Genomic DNA, 15,393 nt, shown 5'->3' with positions numbered 1-15,393 from the left:
AAAGCCGGGACGTTCGTTACCCCGGACATGACCGCTATGACACCCGGCTCGAACATCCCTCTCACCGCCTCTCGCGTAGCGGTGGACGTCGCCGCACCGGTGCGGCTCGACGTATCGGGCCTGCTGCTCACCGCCGACGGCAAGGTGCGCTCCGACGACGACTTCATCTTCTTCAACCAGCCGGCAGGCCCCGGCGTGACCTACCAGTCGGGTGGCGGCACGACCCCCGACAAGATCACGGTGGACACCAGCGCCGTGCCCGCAGGCATCGAGAAGATCGTCGTCACCGCGAGCCCGGACGCGGCGGGACAGACCTTCCAGGGCGTCGAGCCCACCGCCACCATCCGCAACGCGGACGACGGTTCCGTGCTTGCCACGTTCACGCCCCCGCAGCTCGGCGGCGAGACGGCCCTGGTGATCGTCGAGGTCTATCTGCGCAACGGCGCGTGGAAGGCGCGCGCCGTCGGTCAGGGGTACTCGAACGGCCTGGCAGGCATCGCCACGGACTTCGGCGTCTCGGTCGAGGAGCCCGCGGCCCCGGCCGCCCCCGCCGCCCCGATGGCGCCCCCGACCGGCTCCCCGGTCCAGGGCCCGCCCCCGCCGGTCGCCGACCCCCGCCTCGCGGCGCCGGCGGCCCCCGCCGCTCCTCCGGCGCCCGCGGCCCCCGCGCCCGGTGCCGGGAAGATCAACCTGGACAAGGGCCGGGTCAGCCTCCAGAAGAACCAGACCGTGTCCCTGGTCAAGGGCGGCAAGCCGCTGCTCTCGCAGGTCAAGATGGGCCTCGGCTGGGAGCCCGCGTACGGCGGCAAGGACATCGACCTGGACGCCTCCGTCATCGCGTACGGCCCGCAGCGCAACCACGTGGACAGCTGCTACTTCGGCAAGCTGTCGATCGTGAACGGCGCGATCAAGCACTCCGGCGACAACCTCACGGGTGAGGGCGGCGGGGACGACGAGGTGATCGTCGTGGACCTGGGGCGTCTGCCGCAGGACGTGACGGGTCTCGTCTTCACGGTGAACTCGTTCTCGGGCCAGAAGTTCACGCAGGTCGCCAAGGCGTACTGCCGCCTGCTCGACGCGGCGACGGGCGAGGAGCTCGTCCGCTTCGACCTCACGAACGCCGAGGCGCAGACGGGCGTGATGATGGCCAAGATGATCAAGCAGTTCAGCGGCGAGTGGGAAATGACCGCCATCGGCGACTTCGTTAAGTCACGGACCGTGCGCGGAATGGTGAAGCCCGCAGCGCAGGCGCTGTAGCCCGCAGCGACCGCCGCGCGAGTGCCTACGGGCCCGCGCGGCGGCGCTGGGCGACATGCAGGGGCGGTCGGCGGGAAGGGGATGAACCTTCCCGCCGACCGCCCTTTGTCGTGCGTGTGGACGCGCCCGGAGGCCTGCGTCAGGTCAGAGCTTGGCCAGCTTCGCGTAAGGGCTCAGGAACCTTCCCTGGCGGCCTGCGAAGTCGATGACCACTGCTTCTTCGCCTTCGACTCCGACGATCCGTCCGAGTCCGTATTGGTCGTGTGACACCCGGTCGCCCACGGCGAACTGCTCGATGGGCGGTGCGGGGGGCGGCGGAACGTTGAAAGGACTGTTCGGCAGGTGGCGTCGGGTACCGGGGGGCCTCGTCATGTTCTGAGTATGCGCCCTCCGGACCCCGGCGCACCATGCTCCGAGCTCACACGGTCCTCACATCGGCATCAAACCGACACACAATCCCGGTTTCCTCGTAGCGGTACGTAGTTGCTCCGTGGCACCGCGCGCACATGTGTGCCCCAGGGGCCTCCGTCAGCTCCCCGCCGCCAGGAGAATCAGAACAAGGCGCTGTAGGCGTTCAGGGCGGGCTGCCCGCCGAGGTGGGCGTACAGGACGGTCGCGTCGCGTGCGATCTCTCCCCTGTCGACCAGGTCGATCATCCCGGCCATCGACTTCCCCTCGTAGACCGGGTCGGTCAGCATGCCCTCCGTGCGGGCCGCGAGCCGCATCGCGTCGAGGGTCGCCTCGTCGGGGAGCCCGTAGGTGCCCGCGTGATAGCGCGCGTCCAGCTCGATCTCGGAATCCTTCACTTCTGCCTGTACGCCGATGAGTTCCGCCGTCCCGCGCGTGATCCGGGCTATCTGCTCGCGGGTACGGTCGGGGTCGGCGGAGGCGTCTATGCCCAGAACCCGGCGGGGACGGGCGCCCTCCTCCGCGAGCGCGGCGAACCCGGCGACCATCCCCGCCTGCGTCGACCCGGTCACCGAGCAGACCACGACGGTGTCGAAGAAGACCCCCAACTCTTCCTCCTGCTCGGCCACTTCGTACGCCCAGCGCGCGAAGCCCAGACCGCCGAGCCGGTGCTCGGAGGCGCCCGCCGGGATGGCGTACGGCGTGCCGCCCGCCTCCTCGACCTCGCGCACCGCCTGCTCCCAGCTGTCCTTGATGCCGATGCCGAATCCGGCGCGTACGAGGCGTACGTCGGCGCCCGCGAGCCTGCTGATCAGGATGTTGCCGACCTTGTCGTAGACGGAGTCGGGCCAGTCGACCCAACTTTCCTGGACAAGGACGCACTTGAGCCCGGCGCGGGCGGCGACGGCCGCGACCTGGCGGGTGTGGTTGGACTGGACGCCGCCGATCGACACGAGGGTGTCGCAGCCCTGGGCGAGCGCGTCGGCGACCAGGAACTCCAGCTTCCGCGTCTTGTTGCCGCCGTACGCGATGCCGGAGTTGCAGTCCTCCCGCTTGGCCCAGAGCGCGGCACCGCCCAGGTGATGGGTGAGGCGGTCCAGGGGGTGGACGGGCGAGGGGCCGAAGAGGAGGGGGTAGCGGGCGTAGGAGTCGAGGGGCGTGGACTGTGTGGTCACGGGGGGCCTCCCGGGCGGTTCAGGGGTGTGCGAGTTCTTCCAGGGCGCGCCAGATCTCGGTGGTGACGGCCGCCGCCGCGTCCGGGTCGCCGTCCGCGCACGCGTCGATGAGCCGCTCGTGCAGTGCGGCGGAGCCGCAGGTCAGGCCCTCGCCGAAGCGCTGTCTCTCCAGGCGGCGGATGAGGGGGGTGTAGCGGCTGATGGTGGCCGCTGCCGCGCTGTTGCCGCAGGCGGCGACGAGGACGCCGTGCAGGTCGTCGTCGGCCCGCAGGGCACCCTCCACGTCGCCGGACGCGACGGCCGCCGCGAACCGGCGGTTGGCCTCGCGCATCGCGTAGAGGTGCGCGGGCTCGAGGCGGGGCACCGCGCTGCGGGCGGTGAGCTCGTGCATGGCGCGCACCACGGCCGCCGCGTCCCTGACGTCGGCGGCGTCGAGCGGCGTCACACGGGTGTGGCTCTGCGGTTTGGTCTCCAGGAGGCCCTCGTCGACGAGGCGCGAGAACGCCTCGCGGACGGGCGCGCGGGAAAGGCCGAGCGACGCGGCGAGGTCGGCGTCCCGCACGATGCTGCCCGGCGGGATGTCCCCGCCGACGATCGCGTCACGGATCGATGCGTACGCCTGGTCCCGCAGGAGGGTGCGGCGCACGGGTTGCATGGCTCCCATGCACTGAAATGTTAGATACCAATTTCCGCCGTGGGCAAGGGGCTTGAGCGAACGGAAAACGGCGGGAAGGGGCGCGGGGAGGCATACACGGCGGACCCTGCCCCTCCGCGCGCCCTTCGCACGGACATCAGTGGCGCTGGCGCCGCCAGGGGCCGGTGATCGCCAGCATGATGCCGGGGGTCTGGATGTTGGCGTAGAGCGTCTTGCCGTCGGGCGAGAACGTGACGCCGGTGAACTCGCTGTAGGAGGGATCCTCGGGCGTGCCCGCGTTGAGTTCGTTGCGCGCGATCGGGTACGTACGGCCGCGCTCGGTCGCCCCGAAGAGGTACTGGATGCCTTCGCCGTCCTCGGCTATGACGAGGCCGCCGTACGGGGAGACGGTGATGTTGTCGGGGCCGTCGAAGGCGCCGTCCTTGGTGGGGTCCGGGTTGACGCCCAGGAGCACCTTCAGGGTGAGGGTGCGGCGCGAGGGGTGGTAGAACCACACCTGCCCGTCGTGCTGGACGGGGCTCTCGTCGCGGGCGAACGAGGCGACGATGTAGACGCCGCCGTCACCCCACCACATGCCTTCGAGCTTGCGGGCGCGGGTGATGTCACCGTCGCCGAACTGCTTGCGCACCGAGACCGTACGGGCGTCGCGGTCCGGGACCTCGACCCAGTCCACGCCGTAGACGGTGCCGATCTTGGTGGCGCGGGAGAGGTCGTCCACGAAACGGCCGCCGGAGTCGTAGCACTTGGGCGCCTTCAGGACGCCCGCGTCGTCGGCGAGGGTGCGCAGCTTGCCGCGACCGTGCTTGAAGCCGTGCGGCGGGGTCCAGCGGTAGAGCAGGCCGTTGGGCCCCGACGCGTCCTCGGTGAGGTAGAGGTGGCCGCGCTTGGGGTCGACGACAACGGCTTCGTGGGCGTAGCGGCCGAGCGCCTTGATGGGCTTGGGGGCGCGGTTGGCACGCCGGTCGTGCGGGTCGACCTCGAAGACGTAGCCGTGGTCCTTGGTCATGCCGTTCTGGCCGACCCGGTCCTCGGTCTCCTCGCAGGTCAGCCAGGTGCTCCACGGGGTGCTGCCGCCCGCGCAGTTGGTGGCGGTGCCCGCGATGCCGACCCACTCGGCGACGTGTCCGTCGCGGCGGACCTCCACGACGGTGCAGCCGCCGGAGGCAGCAGGATCGTAGACGAGTCCTTCGGTGAGCGGGACCGGGTGCGGCCACTTGGAGCGGGCGCCGCTCAGCTCGTGGTTGTTGACGAGCAGGGTCGCGCCGCGCGGCCCCTCGAAGGTGGCCGTGCCGTCGTGGTTGGACGGCGTGAACTCGCCGCTCTCCAGCTTCGTCTTTCCGCTGTGGGTGAGCACGCGGTACGAGAATCCGGCGGGCAGCGCGAGCAGGCCCTCCGGGTCGGGGACGAGGGGGCCGTAGCCGGGGGCGCCGCCGAGCGCTTCGGCCCCGTCAATGCCGTCCGCCGTCGTCTCATCGGCCGCGAGCGCGCCCGGCGCGGTGGCGAGCGCGCCGACGCTGCCGGCCAGCGCGACCCCCGCTCCGGTGATCGCGGAGCGTCTGGTGAAGTCCCTGCGGGTGAGCGGCATGATGTCTCCTGGGGCGCGTACGAGCGGGCTACGGGCTGGCTGACTGTGTACGTGCTGGGCATTTCCGGGCCGGGCTGCCGGTCGGGCTTCGGGCCGGGCTGCTGTCGGCGTCACGTTCCCGCTCGCGTATAAACGGCGGTTGAACGCCGTCCGACATCAAGGGGCCTCCTTCCATGAATCTGCCTGCCACCGGCCGCCGTGTACTGATCAGCGGGGCCTCCCGAGGCCTGGGGAGAGCGCTCGCGCAGGCCTTCGCGGAGAATGGCGACCGCGTCGCGGTGCACTACGGCTCACGTGCGGACGAGGCACGTGCGACGCTCTCCTCGCTCAAGGGCGAGGGCCATGTCCTGGTGGGCGGCGACCTGTCGGATCCGGCGGGCGCCGCGGACGTCGCGGAGCGGGCCGCCACCGGGCTCGGCGGCTCGGACGGCCTCGGTGGCTCCGGTGGCCTCGGTGGCCTGGACGTCCTGGTCAACAACGCCGCCGTGAACCTGCCGCATCCCCTCGCCGACACGTCGTACGAGGACTGGGCGGCGCTCTGGCAGCGGCACGTGTCGGTGAACCTCCTCGCCACGGCGAACCTCAGCCACCTGGCGGCCCGTCGCATGATCGACCAGGGCACGGGCGGCCGGATCGTGAACATCGGATCGCGCGGGGCGTTCCGCGGGGAGCCCGACCACCCGGCGTACGGGGCGACCAAGGCGGCCGTCCACGCGCTCGGCCAGTCCCTCGCGGTGTCGCTCGCGCCGTACGGGATCGCGGTGGCGTCGGTGGCGCCCGGGTTCTTCGCGACCGAGCGGGTCGCGCACCGCCTGAGCGGGGACGAGGGCGCGGCGATCCGCGCGCAGAGCCCGTTCGGGCGCGCGGGCACGGCGGACGAGATCGCGGCGGCGGTGCTCTGGCTTGCCTCGCCGGTCGCGGAGTGGGCCTCGGGCACGGTTCTGGACCTCAACGGCGCTTCCCATCTGCGTACATGAGCCACAGGCATGTGCGCACATGAGCCGCAGGAGGGAAGAGACTTCGTAAACAAGGTCAACAGGCGCGGATCACCAGTAAAGCCAAGATTTCGTGCAGAACGCCTTGACCCGCCACCCACACGGCAATAGACATCCCCTACCTGCATCACCCGTAGGGGAGGCGAGCCGCGTGGATGCGTCCCAGGCACGCAGCCTCCATGAGGACCGGCTGATGAAGCTGGCAAACGTCACCGGAGTCGGCATCGGCAAGGACGAGCGCTCGGGGGCAGACGTGATCGTCGTGTTCGTCACCCGCAAAGTGCCCCGTGACCGGCTCCGGGACGAAGACATGGTTCCGGAAGTGCTCGAAGGCGTCCCCGTGCGCGTCCTCGCCATCGGCGAGCCCATGGCGCAGCAGGGCGAGGCCCAGCAGTAGGACGATCTGCACGAGCGAACCGGAACTCCACCCTTCGATCAAGGGGAAGAGGTGGTCTGGCGTGGTGAGCCAGCCCGAATTGATGCGAGGACCCACCGGCGGTCAGCTCAGCGACAGCTCGCGTCAGCAGGCGAAAGGGGACTTCCTGGGCCCCCAGACGTCGCTGGCCAATGTCGTGGGCTTCGGCCACGGCGTGAAGTGGACCGACGGAGAGCCCACCGGCGAACCCGCGGTCGTCGTGTTCGTGACCCAGAAGCTGCCGGAGTCCATGCTCCCGGAGCGGGACGTCATCCCCTCCCAGATGGACGACGGCACCCCCACCGACGTCATCGCCGTCGGCCACGTCGCCGCACAGCGGCAGCAGCGCAGGATGAGCCGCCCCGACGAGCGCTCGGTGACGTACGGCCCCGACGGCGGCGTGAGCGATCAGCTCGGGGGCCTCTCGCAGCCCATGCTGGAAGAGCTCAGCGGGCTCGGCACGTTCGAGCCGCAGCTCCTCAAGCGCCGGATGCGTCCGTGCCCCGCGGGATTCTCGGTCGGCAACGTACGCGTGACGGCCGGCACGCTCGGCAGCGTGGTCTACGACTTCCTGCCCGGCGCCTCCGTCGACCCGCCGGGCCCCGGCCTCGGCACACCGGCGAAGTTCTACATCCTGTCCAACAACCACGTGCTCGCCGACTCCAACCGGGCGCAGCTGGGCAGCCCGATCGTGCAGCCGGGTGTCTTCGACGGCGGTCAGGACCCGGCCGACCGCATCGCGACCCTGGAGCGCTTCATCACGATCCAGTTCGCGCCGCAGATCCCGCTGGAGCGGCACAACAACGTCGTCGACGCGGCGCTCGGCACCGTCGAGTTCCAGGACGCGACCCGTGAGACGTACTTCAGCGGTGCGCCGCGCGCCTGGCGCCGCAAGGCGAACGTCGCGGTCGGCGACCTGGTGAAGAAGACCGGCCGTACGACCAACATCTCCTTCGGCCGGATCATCGCCGTCGACGCGACCATCGACGTCAACTACGGCACGGCGGGCACGGCCCGCTTCAAGGACCAGATCCTGACGACGAACATCTCGGCGGGCGGCGACTCGGGGTCCCTGGTGACCTCGCTCGACACCGTCGCGCTCGGCCTGCTGTTCGCCGGTTCCTCGACCGTCACCGTGCTCAACCACATCGAGAACGTCCGCGCGCTGCTGCGGGTCGAGGTCTCCGAACAGCTGGCCTGACCGGTCGCACCACGAGAGGAGGGTTTCATGACCACTCAGGCACGCAAGCAGAAGGGCCAGGCCCGCGGGGAGCACCGCTTCCACAATCCGCAGGGCGCCGAGGTCAAGACGCGCGACGAGGCGTTCGCCGCGCCCCAGGAGGTCTCCGCCGAGGCGGTCGCCACCACCTCCAAGCTGGAGCTGCACAACGGCGCGATCACCTTCGCGATGGAGGTCAAGTTCAACCCGAACACCTACCCGCACGTGGTGGTGGGCGGGCAGATCACCTCCGGCATCTGCGGCGCTCCGTGGGACATCACGGGCGGCTTCATCGGCGACACCATCCGCCTGGACGCCAAGCGCACCGGCCAGGGTTCCTGCGCCAACACGATCACGATCGTCGGCGAGTTCCAGAACCCTCCGGCGTACCGGGGAACGTACGGGTTCGACGGCGCGACGTCGTCGTTCAAGCACACGACGCTGTACAAGTGCTGAGCTGAACCGGGGAGCCGGCCGGGTCGGATCGTCCGCCCCGGCCGGCTCTCGGCGTCGAACGAGCGAGCGTCAGACGCCTTGCTGCGAGCGCGCCTTGAAGGCCGCCTTCCGGGCTTCCTTGGCCACCTTCTTGTCGGGGTGAAGCCGCCCCATCGCCTCCAGGACATCCGCGGTGGCGGGGTGCTCGACCCGCCAGGCCGCTGCGAAGAACCCGCTGTGCTGCTCGGAGAGCCCCTCCACGAGCCCCTGCAGCTCGTCCGAGTTGCCCTCGGCGGCGAGCTGGGCCGCGATCGTGTCGATGGTCAGCCAGAAGACAAGGGCCTCGGAGGGCGCGGGCACGTCGGCCGCCCCGTGCTCGGCCAGCCACACCCGGGCGAGCCCACCGAGCTCGGCGTCGTCGAGCACCTCCCTCAGGGCGGGCTCCGCGGCCCTGCCCACCAGCGAGAGCGCCTGCTGGCACCGGAGCCGCCGCAGCGGCGCCCCCTCGTCCCCGCCCCGTGCGGCGGACAGGAGCTCCCGCGCCGCGGCCAGCGGTTCGTGCCGGGCGGCGAGCCACTGCTCGATCTCGGCCTGCGCGGCGGCCTGCGGGAAGCCCGCCGTGCCTTCGAGCAGCGCGTCGGCGCCCTTGTCCGCGAGATCGCCGACCGCGGGAGCGTCCACGCCCGCCTCCAGCATCCGCGCCCGGATGCCGTACACACCGAGCGGCGTGAGGCGGACCATCCCGTACCGCGTGACGTCCTCGTCCTCGTCCGGCAGCGGCGCCTCGGCCTCGTCGATGTCCACCATGAGGGCCTCGTCGACCGGCTGGTACTCGACGAGCCCCAGCGGCTCGAAGAGCCGGAACTGGTCGTCGAGCTTCATCATCGCGTCCGACACCTGCTCCAGGACGTCGTCCGTCGGCTCCCCCATGTCGTCGGGCACGATCATCGACGCGGCGAGCGCGGGCAGCGGCACGGGGCTCTCGTCCGCCCCGGCGTCCCCGGCGGTGAGCAGGTACAGGTTGCCGAGCACGCCGTCCAGGAAGTCCGCCTCCGCCTGCGGGTCCCAGCCGAGCTCCTCGAAGTCGATCTCGCCGTTCTCCTCCAGGACGTCGAGGAGGTTGTCCATGTCGGGCACGGTCGCGTCCCCGTACACGGTGTCCAGGGCGCCGAGCCAGACGCCGAGGATGTCCTGCGGGCTGCCGGACGTGAGCGCGGCGAGGTCCTCGCCCGCGCTCACCGTGCCCGGCGCGTCCTCGCCCTCCGTCTCGTCGGCGTCCGTGACGTCGACCAGACCGGTGTCGACGGCCACGCGCCAGGCCTCGCTCGCGTACGCGACGGAGTCCGGGTCGTCCGCTTCGAGGCCCAGCTCCGCGACGGCGGCCGGCAGCTGTTCCTCGACGAGCTCGCCGCCCGCCCCGACCCGCGTGTCGGGCCCCGCCCAGCGGGCGAGCCGCGCGGCGCGGGAGAGCAGCGGTGTGGCGAGCGCGGCCCGCGCGAGTTCCGCTTCGGAGTGCAGCCGCACCGGCGGCAGGGTGGCGGGACTTACGGACATCGGCTGGTTCTCCTCCGAAGGATGGGGTCTCCCCTGCCCGAGCTGAGTCACGAGCCCGAGGAAGGGTGCGCTGGGCTGAAGCCTAGACGGATTTGGACCCATGCCGCCCGGTTCATGTCCCTGTCAGAAGACATACACGGTGAGAACACCCGCCGAACCTTGACAACTCCCCTGGCCACGCAAGAGATTGACGCGCGTAGAACGCCGGGCACCCGCCGGTCCGCCTCACCCGCTCCACACGTGCTCACCCCTCATATACGTACTCACCCTCATCCGGAGTCTCTCCATGCCGTACATATCCCGTACCACCCGGCCCGCCGTGAGATCCGCCGCCGTCTCCACCGTCGTGGCCACCGCCCTCGCGGCCGGTCTCCTCGCCGCGGGCTCCTCGTCCGCGTCCGCCGCCGATGTGCGCATCCACGACATCCAGGGCAGCACCCGCCTCTCGCCGCTGGCGGGTCAGCAGGTCACGGACGTGACGGGCATCGTGACCGGCGTCCGCGCGTACGGCTCGAAGGGCTTCTGGATCCAGGACCCGAAGGGCGACGGGGACCCCGCGACGAGCGAGGGGATCTTCGTCTACACCGGCTCTGCCGCTCTGACGGTGAAGGCCGGTGACGCGGTCCGCGTCTCCGGGACCGTCGGCGAGTACGTGCCGGGCGGCGAGGCGTCCGGCAACCAGTCCCTGACCCAGCTCACCAAGCCGACGGTGACGGTCGAGTCGTCCGGCAACGCGCTGCCCGCGCCCGTCACGGTGAACGCCAAGACGGTGCCTTCCGCGTACGCGCCCGAGGGCGACCCCGCGAACGGCGGCAGCATCAACGCGCTGCGCCTCAAGCCCCGCTCGTACGCCCTCGACCTCTACGAGTCCCTGGAGGGCATGAACGTACGCGTCGGCACCTCGCGCGTGGTCGGCGCCACGGATCCCTACGCGGAGCTGTGGATCACCGTGAAGCCGCACGAGAACCCGAACCGGCGCGGCGGCACGGTGTACAAGTCCTACGACGACCAGAACACCGGGCGCCTCCAGATCCAGCAGCTCGCTCCGCTCTCCGAGCAGCCCTTCCCGAAGGCGAACGTCGGCGACTCCCTGTCCGGCGGCGCCGAAGGGCCCCTGGACTTCAACCAGTTCGGCGGCTACACGCTGGTCGCGCGGACGCTCGGCAAGGTCACGGACAAGGGCCTGGAGCGCGAGAAGACGCGGCGGCAGGCCAAGAGCGAGCTCGCTGTGGCGACGTACAACGTGGAGAACCTCGACCCCACCGACCCGCAGACGAAGTTCGACGCGCTCGCGGGGGCCGTCGTCTCGAATCTCGCCTCGCCCGACATCCTCGCCCTCGAGGAGATCCAGGACGACAACGGCGCGAAGAACGACGGGACCGTCTCGGCGGAGGCGACCCTGAAGAAGTTCACGGACGCGATCGTCGCCGCGGGCGGCCCCCAGTACGCGTGGCGGTCCATCGACCCGCAGAACAACAAGGACGGCGGGGAGCCGGGCGGCAACATCCGCCAGGTGTTCCTCTTCAACCCCGAGCGGGTCTCCTTCACGGACCGCGGCCACGGGGACGCGACGACGGGCACGGGCGTCGTACGTTCCTCCGGCGGGCGCGCGGCACTGACCCTCTCCCCCGGTCGCGTCGACCCCACGAACACCGCGTGGGCGGACAGCCGCAAGCCGCTGGCCGGTGAGTTCAGCTTCCGAGGGCGTCCCGTGATCGTCGTCGCCAACCACTTCGGGTCGAAGGGCGGCGACGAGAGTCTCGTCTCGCGGCACCAGCCGCCGGTGCGGTCGTCGGAGGAGAAGCGGGTGCGGCAGGCGCAGGCGGTGAACTCCTTCGTGCGGGACGTCCGCAAGGTGCAGAAGAACGCGGACGTGGTGGTCGTGGGGGACGTGAACGACTTCGAGTTCTCGGCGACGACCGCCGCCCTCGAGGCGGGGGGCGCACTGAAGTCCGCCGTCAAGTCCCTTCCCCGGTCGGAGCGTTACTCGTACGTCTACCAGGGGAACACCCAGGTCCTCGACCAGATCCTGACCAGCCCCGGGGTGGGCGGCGCGGGCAAGGGCGGCTTCTCGTACGACAGCGTGCACATCAACGCCGAGTTCGCGGAGCAGAACAGCGACCATGATCCGCAGGTGCTGCGGTTCCGGCCGTAGTGTTCCCTCGAATGCGCGTGGAACGTCACGCGTAGAGCCTGAGCAGCCAGTCCCGCCAGGCCAGTTCGGTGCCCTTGGCGTCCGCCTGCGGGGCGAAGTCGTGGATGCTGATGCCCACGGAGGCACCGAAGTGGTTGCGGCCGAGGAAGCGGTAGAGCGCGGTGTCCGTACGCAGGCCTATGAAGTGCCGGCTACGGAAGTCGATCATCGCGTCGAGGGGTTCGCCGGGGGCGTCCACGCGTACGCGGGCGCCCTCGGACGCGTCGTCGGGCAGGCCCAGGCGGCGGCCCAGTTTGGCGAAGGCGCCCGGGGCGGCGGAGGGGGCGGGTCCTTCGAGGGCGGTGAAGGTGACGGCGAGGCCCGGGAAGTACGTCAGGTACTGGCACAGGGTGTGCAGGTAGAAGTCGGTGTGCTTGCTGGCTCCGTCGTACTGGTTGTCCCAGTCGCCGGTGAGGACGCCGCTGTGTACGTAGCGGATCCAGGAGCGGCGGCCTCCGTCACGGGGCTCGACGGCGAGGTCGAGCTGATTGCGGATGTGGCCCGGCGGGAGGCCTTCGGGGTTCTCGACGCGGCCGGTGAGGCGGTGGGGTGGTTCCCAGTGGGTGACCGTGCCGCCGAAGGGGGCGGCACCGCCCTCGCGGGGTTCGTACTCCATGGGCCACAGCCAGCCGCCCGTGCCGGTGGTGAGCGCCTCCCAGACCTCGGCAGGAGAGGCGTCGACCTCGAACTCCCGCTCGATCTCAAACTCCTTGCCGGTGGCCATGGCGACTCCTCAGGGGTGCTGCGCCGCACTGTGCTGCGCGCTGTGCCTCTCGCGCAGCCACGGCGGATTCGGGCCAGCCCTCCACGGTTTCGAGCCAGCCCTCCAAGCATCCCCGGAGGAACAGCCTCCGTCAGCTACTCTGCTCGCCCGCAAGGCGGGCCAACTCGCCCTGGAACAGGTCGAGTCGCGCTTGCAGCAGCGCCGCCTCGGCGACCAGCTCCGGCACCCCCATGGCCTCGGCGGGAGACCCCGGCACGGAATCGGGGCGCGCCGCGGTGACCGTGAGCCCCTCACCCGCGAGGCGGGCGAACTCCGTGAGCCGCAGCGACATGCGCCTGCCTACGCAGAAACCGCACACCCCCTCGATCACGCGCCACCCCGGCCTGCCCCACCCGGCGTCCGCGAGGACCGAGGCCCGCGCGCCGCATCCGCACGGCAGCACCGTCACCGCGCGCACCCGCTGCCGCGCGTACCGGAAGCCGCGCTCGAAGCGGATGTACGCGCCGAGCACCGTCACTTCGAGGAGCGCGGCCCCTCGGTGCTCGCCGCTGCACAGGAGAGCCTCCGCCGCGCGGCGCTCGTGGACGCAGTGGAAGCCGCAGTCGCAGCGGCGGTGCGGGGCCGTGTGCCGTCGGCCGTAGACACAGCGGGCCGCGTCGAGCGCGCCGTAGGGCAGGGCCGCGCCCAGGGAGACGCCGGTGAACCCGGCCCTGGCTCCGTCCTGGGACAGCGCCAGGCGGGCGATCTTGTATCCGGTCGGCGGCTCCTTCGGGCGTTCCGCGGGGAGCCGCAGCCTCATCGGACTGCCGGGACCTCGGGCGTCGGCTGCTCGGCGGCCGTCTGCTCCACGGCCGCCACCGCCCGTTCGGGCTCCGGCTCCGCGTGCCGCTCGAGCTGTCCCTGCCGCGGCCGATCCCGCGGGGCTTCCTCGGCGATCCCGGTGGCGAGTGCTTTGCCCAGCCTCATGACGCCTCCTGTGAACCGGCCGCGGTGCCGTGCGGCCATCCGTCGACTACCGATCCCCCCATGGTGGCGCATACGGGGGCGAGTTGACACCAGGGTGCGGCCTGCTCGCGGCCACTTCGTAGCGTTCCTGTCGCCCACCTCGTAGCAGAATTAAGTGGAGCTTCAGTGTCGGCGTACCGACACTGCCTCTATGACCTCCTCCATGACCTCTCCCACGACTTCCCTCTCCCCGGCGCCTCCCCCTCTCGGCCGCGCCCTCTGCGCGATGGTCACGCCCTTCACGGACGACGGCCTGCTCGACCTCGACGGCGCCCAGTTGCTCGCCGAGCGCCTGGTGGCCGAAGGCTGCGACGGGATCGTGCTCTCCGGCACCACCGGCGAGTCCCCCACCACGTCCGACGACGAGAAGGCCACGCTCGTACGGGCGGTCGCCGAGGCGGCGGGCGACCGGGCCACGATCGTCGCGGGCGTCGGCAGCTTCGCGACGCGGCACACCGTCGAGATGGCGCTGCGGGCCGAAAAGGCGGGCGCGGACGCCCTGTTGGTGGTCACGCCCTACTACAGCAAGCCGCCGCAGGACGCCGTCGAGGCGCACTTCCTGGAGGTCGCCGAAGCGTCGGGGCTCCCGATCGCGCTGTACGACATCCCGGGGCGCACGGGGACCCGCATCGAACCGGAGACGATGATGCGGCTCGCGGAGCATCCGCGGATCGTCGCCGTGAAGGACTGCGCGTACGACCTGATGGGCACTCAAAGGGTGCTGTCCCAAACCGATTTGGCGTACTACACGGGCTGCGACGAGCTCATTCTGGCGCTGTACGCGGTGGGCGGCGTCGGATACATCAGCACCGTGTCCAACGTCGTGCCGCGTCACCTCCGCTCGATCATCGACGCGTTCGACGCGGGCGACACGGCCGAGGCACGGCGACTTCAGCAACAGGTCATCGCGCTCATCGAGTTGATGATGAGCGCGGGCCTTCCGGGCACGGTCACCACCAAGGCACTGCTCGGCGCGCTCGGTCTGCCCGGCGGCCCCGTCCGCGCACCGCTGCGCCCCGCCGGCCGCGAGGCGACCGACGGGCTGCTTGCCGCGTACGAGACGTCGCGGCAGCCGGTTTAGCTGCGGCGACAGGTGTCAGCTCGCGGCGGGGAAGCCCCCGGCCTTGGTCCAGGTGAGCTTGTCGGCGCCGCTGCTGAACGTGACCTTCTTCCCCCCGGTGGCGACGGCGATCTTCTCCCAGCCGTCGAAGTTCTTCGTGAGGTGCGTGGCCCACTTCGTCAGCGGGCCCGTGGCGACCGCGGCGACCGACTCGGTCGGCGGCTCACCATCCGCGCAGTACACGCCGAAGTCCCCGAAGGCGGCGACGGTGCCGTCCTTGGCCTTGAGCGTGATCCCCTGACAGGCGTCGGTCTTCGTCTTGTACACGAGGGCCGACTTGGACCAGCCCTTGGCCTTGGGGCTGTAGTCCTGCACGAGGAGCCCCTTGCCCTTCATGTAGTGCATGGCCACGCGACGCCCGTCGGCGAGCTTGACCTGCGCGTTGAACGGGCTCGGGCTGCCGCTCCAGTGGATGTCGCTCTTCTCCAGCGGATAGCGGTGGTCGCCGGTGGAGGCCCGGCTCACCTGCTGCGCCGCCCCCGCGCCGATGTCCTGACTCTGCCCGGCGCTCTCACCGCACGCGGCGACAAGACCGAGTACCGCCACTCCGCTCAGGGCCAGGGCCCGGATACCCGCTCGCTGCATGTCGCTCTCCTGTCGTCCCACGTCCCACGCGGCACACGCACACGTGGCAGGGCAGCTTACGCACGGC

Annotated in this window: 16 protein-coding genes; 7 read left to right on the top strand and 9 right to left on the bottom strand. The window is 71.0% G+C overall.

The window, feature by feature from the left end; translation table 11 throughout:
• Positions 1–36 precede the first annotated feature (36 nt).
• On the top strand, positions 37–1,257 hold the full coding sequence (locus tag ACWFRJ_RS25790; protein ID WP_453535739.1) for a TerD family protein: 1,221 nt from the start codon (positions 37–39) through the stop codon (positions 1,255–1,257).
• Between the two features lie 144 nt (positions 1,258–1,401).
• Here ACWFRJ_RS25790 and ACWFRJ_RS25785 read toward each other — a convergent pair whose 3' ends face one another.
• The 4 genes from ACWFRJ_RS25785 to ACWFRJ_RS25770 all read right to left on the bottom strand — a co-directional run bounded on the left by ACWFRJ_RS25785 (position 1,402) and on the right by ACWFRJ_RS25770 (position 5,080).
• On the bottom strand, positions 1,402–1,629 hold the full coding sequence (locus ACWFRJ_RS25785; protein ID WP_383277723.1) for a CarD family transcriptional regulator: 228 nt from the start codon (positions 1,627–1,629) through the stop codon (positions 1,402–1,404).
• 179 nt (positions 1,630–1,808) lie between these two features.
• On the bottom strand, positions 1,809–2,840 hold the full coding sequence (locus ACWFRJ_RS25780) for a 1-aminocyclopropane-1-carboxylate deaminase (RefSeq protein WP_453535398.1): 1,032 nt from the start codon (positions 2,838–2,840) through the stop codon (positions 1,809–1,811).
• A 19-nt stretch (positions 2,841–2,859) separates the two neighbouring features.
• Complete coding sequence (locus tag ACWFRJ_RS25775; RefSeq protein ID WP_453535395.1) at positions 2,860–3,504, bottom strand: GntR family transcriptional regulator; 645 nt, start codon at positions 3,502–3,504, stop codon at positions 2,860–2,862.
• 127 nt (positions 3,505–3,631) lie between these two features.
• Entirely contained in the window at positions 3,632–5,080 is a 1,449-nt protein-coding gene (locus tag ACWFRJ_RS25770) for an alkaline phosphatase PhoX (protein WP_453535392.1), read from the bottom strand.
• A 173-nt stretch (positions 5,081–5,253) separates the two neighbouring features.
• Here ACWFRJ_RS25770 and ACWFRJ_RS25765 point away from each other — a divergent pair, with 173 nt between their 5' ends.
• The 4 genes from ACWFRJ_RS25765 (at position 5,254) to ACWFRJ_RS25750 (ending at position 8,165) form a co-directional block, all read left to right on the top strand.
• Entirely contained in the window at positions 5,254–6,057 is an 804-nt protein-coding gene (locus tag ACWFRJ_RS25765; RefSeq protein ID WP_453535389.1) for an SDR family NAD(P)-dependent oxidoreductase, read from the top strand.
• A 211-nt stretch (positions 6,058–6,268) separates the two neighbouring features.
• On the top strand, positions 6,269–6,472 hold the full coding sequence (locus ACWFRJ_RS25760) for a hypothetical protein (protein WP_453535386.1): 204 nt from the start codon (positions 6,269–6,271) through the stop codon (positions 6,470–6,472).
• A gap of 64 nt (positions 6,473–6,536) precedes the next feature.
• A complete protein-coding gene (locus tag ACWFRJ_RS25755; RefSeq protein ID WP_453535384.1) occupies positions 6,537–7,691 on the top strand; it encodes a hypothetical protein in 1,155 nt (384 codons plus the stop codon).
• Between the two features lie 27 nt (positions 7,692–7,718).
• The gene (locus tag ACWFRJ_RS25750) at positions 7,719–8,165 is read left to right on the top strand and encodes a hypothetical protein (RefSeq protein ID WP_453535381.1); all 447 of its coding nucleotides are present in this window, start codon (positions 7,719–7,721) and stop codon (positions 8,163–8,165) included.
• A gap of 69 nt (positions 8,166–8,234) precedes the next feature.
• Here the strand turns inward: ACWFRJ_RS25750 and ACWFRJ_RS25745 are convergent, their stop codons facing one another.
• Positions 8,235–9,698 carry a hypothetical protein gene (locus ACWFRJ_RS25745; RefSeq protein ID WP_453535378.1) on the bottom strand — a complete coding sequence of 488 codons (1,464 nt, stop codon included), beginning with the start codon at positions 9,696–9,698 and terminating at the stop codon, positions 8,235–8,237.
• A gap of 286 nt (positions 9,699–9,984) precedes the next feature.
• On the opposite strand from ACWFRJ_RS25745, the gene ACWFRJ_RS25740 reads away from it, so the two are divergent.
• Positions 9,985–11,853, top strand: coding sequence for an endonuclease/exonuclease/phosphatase family protein (locus tag ACWFRJ_RS25740; protein ID WP_453535376.1), 1,869 nt, complete (start codon positions 9,985–9,987; stop codon positions 11,851–11,853).
• Between the two features lie 25 nt (positions 11,854–11,878).
• Here the strand turns inward: ACWFRJ_RS25740 and ACWFRJ_RS25735 are convergent, their stop codons facing one another.
• The 3 genes from ACWFRJ_RS25735 to ACWFRJ_RS25725 all read right to left on the bottom strand — a co-directional run bounded on the left by ACWFRJ_RS25735 (position 11,879) and on the right by ACWFRJ_RS25725 (position 13,582).
• Positions 11,879–12,616 (bottom strand): SRPBCC family protein, encoded by a 738-nt coding sequence (locus ACWFRJ_RS25735; protein WP_453535373.1) that lies wholly within the window; start codon positions 12,614–12,616, stop codon positions 11,879–11,881.
• Between the two features lie 130 nt (positions 12,617–12,746).
• The gene (locus ACWFRJ_RS25730) at positions 12,747–13,415 is read right to left on the bottom strand and encodes a hypothetical protein (protein ID WP_453535370.1); all 669 of its coding nucleotides are present in this window, start codon (positions 13,413–13,415) and stop codon (positions 12,747–12,749) included.
• A complete protein-coding gene (locus ACWFRJ_RS25725) occupies positions 13,412–13,582 on the bottom strand; it encodes a hypothetical protein (RefSeq protein WP_453535367.1) in 171 nt (56 codons plus the stop codon). The genes ACWFRJ_RS25730 and ACWFRJ_RS25725 overlap by 4 nt, the downstream gene beginning before the upstream one ends.
• 202 nt (positions 13,583–13,784) lie before the next feature.
• On the opposite strand from ACWFRJ_RS25725, the gene dapA reads away from it, so the two are divergent.
• Positions 13,785–14,702 carry a 4-hydroxy-tetrahydrodipicolinate synthase gene (dapA, locus tag ACWFRJ_RS25720; RefSeq protein WP_453535364.1) on the top strand — a complete coding sequence of 306 codons (918 nt, stop codon included), beginning with the start codon at positions 13,785–13,787 and terminating at the stop codon, positions 14,700–14,702.
• Between the two features lie 15 nt (positions 14,703–14,717).
• Here the strand turns inward: dapA and ACWFRJ_RS25715 are convergent, their stop codons facing one another.
• Positions 14,718–15,326, bottom strand: coding sequence for a hypothetical protein (locus ACWFRJ_RS25715; protein WP_453535361.1), 609 nt, complete (start codon positions 15,324–15,326; stop codon positions 14,718–14,720).
• Positions 15,327–15,393: the final 67 nt, after the last annotated feature.

Source organism: Streptomyces sp. NPDC055239, from assembly GCF_053606205.1.
The sequence above is the reverse complement of the archived record's forward strand: the minus strand, read 5'-3'. Positions and strand labels throughout refer to the sequence as shown.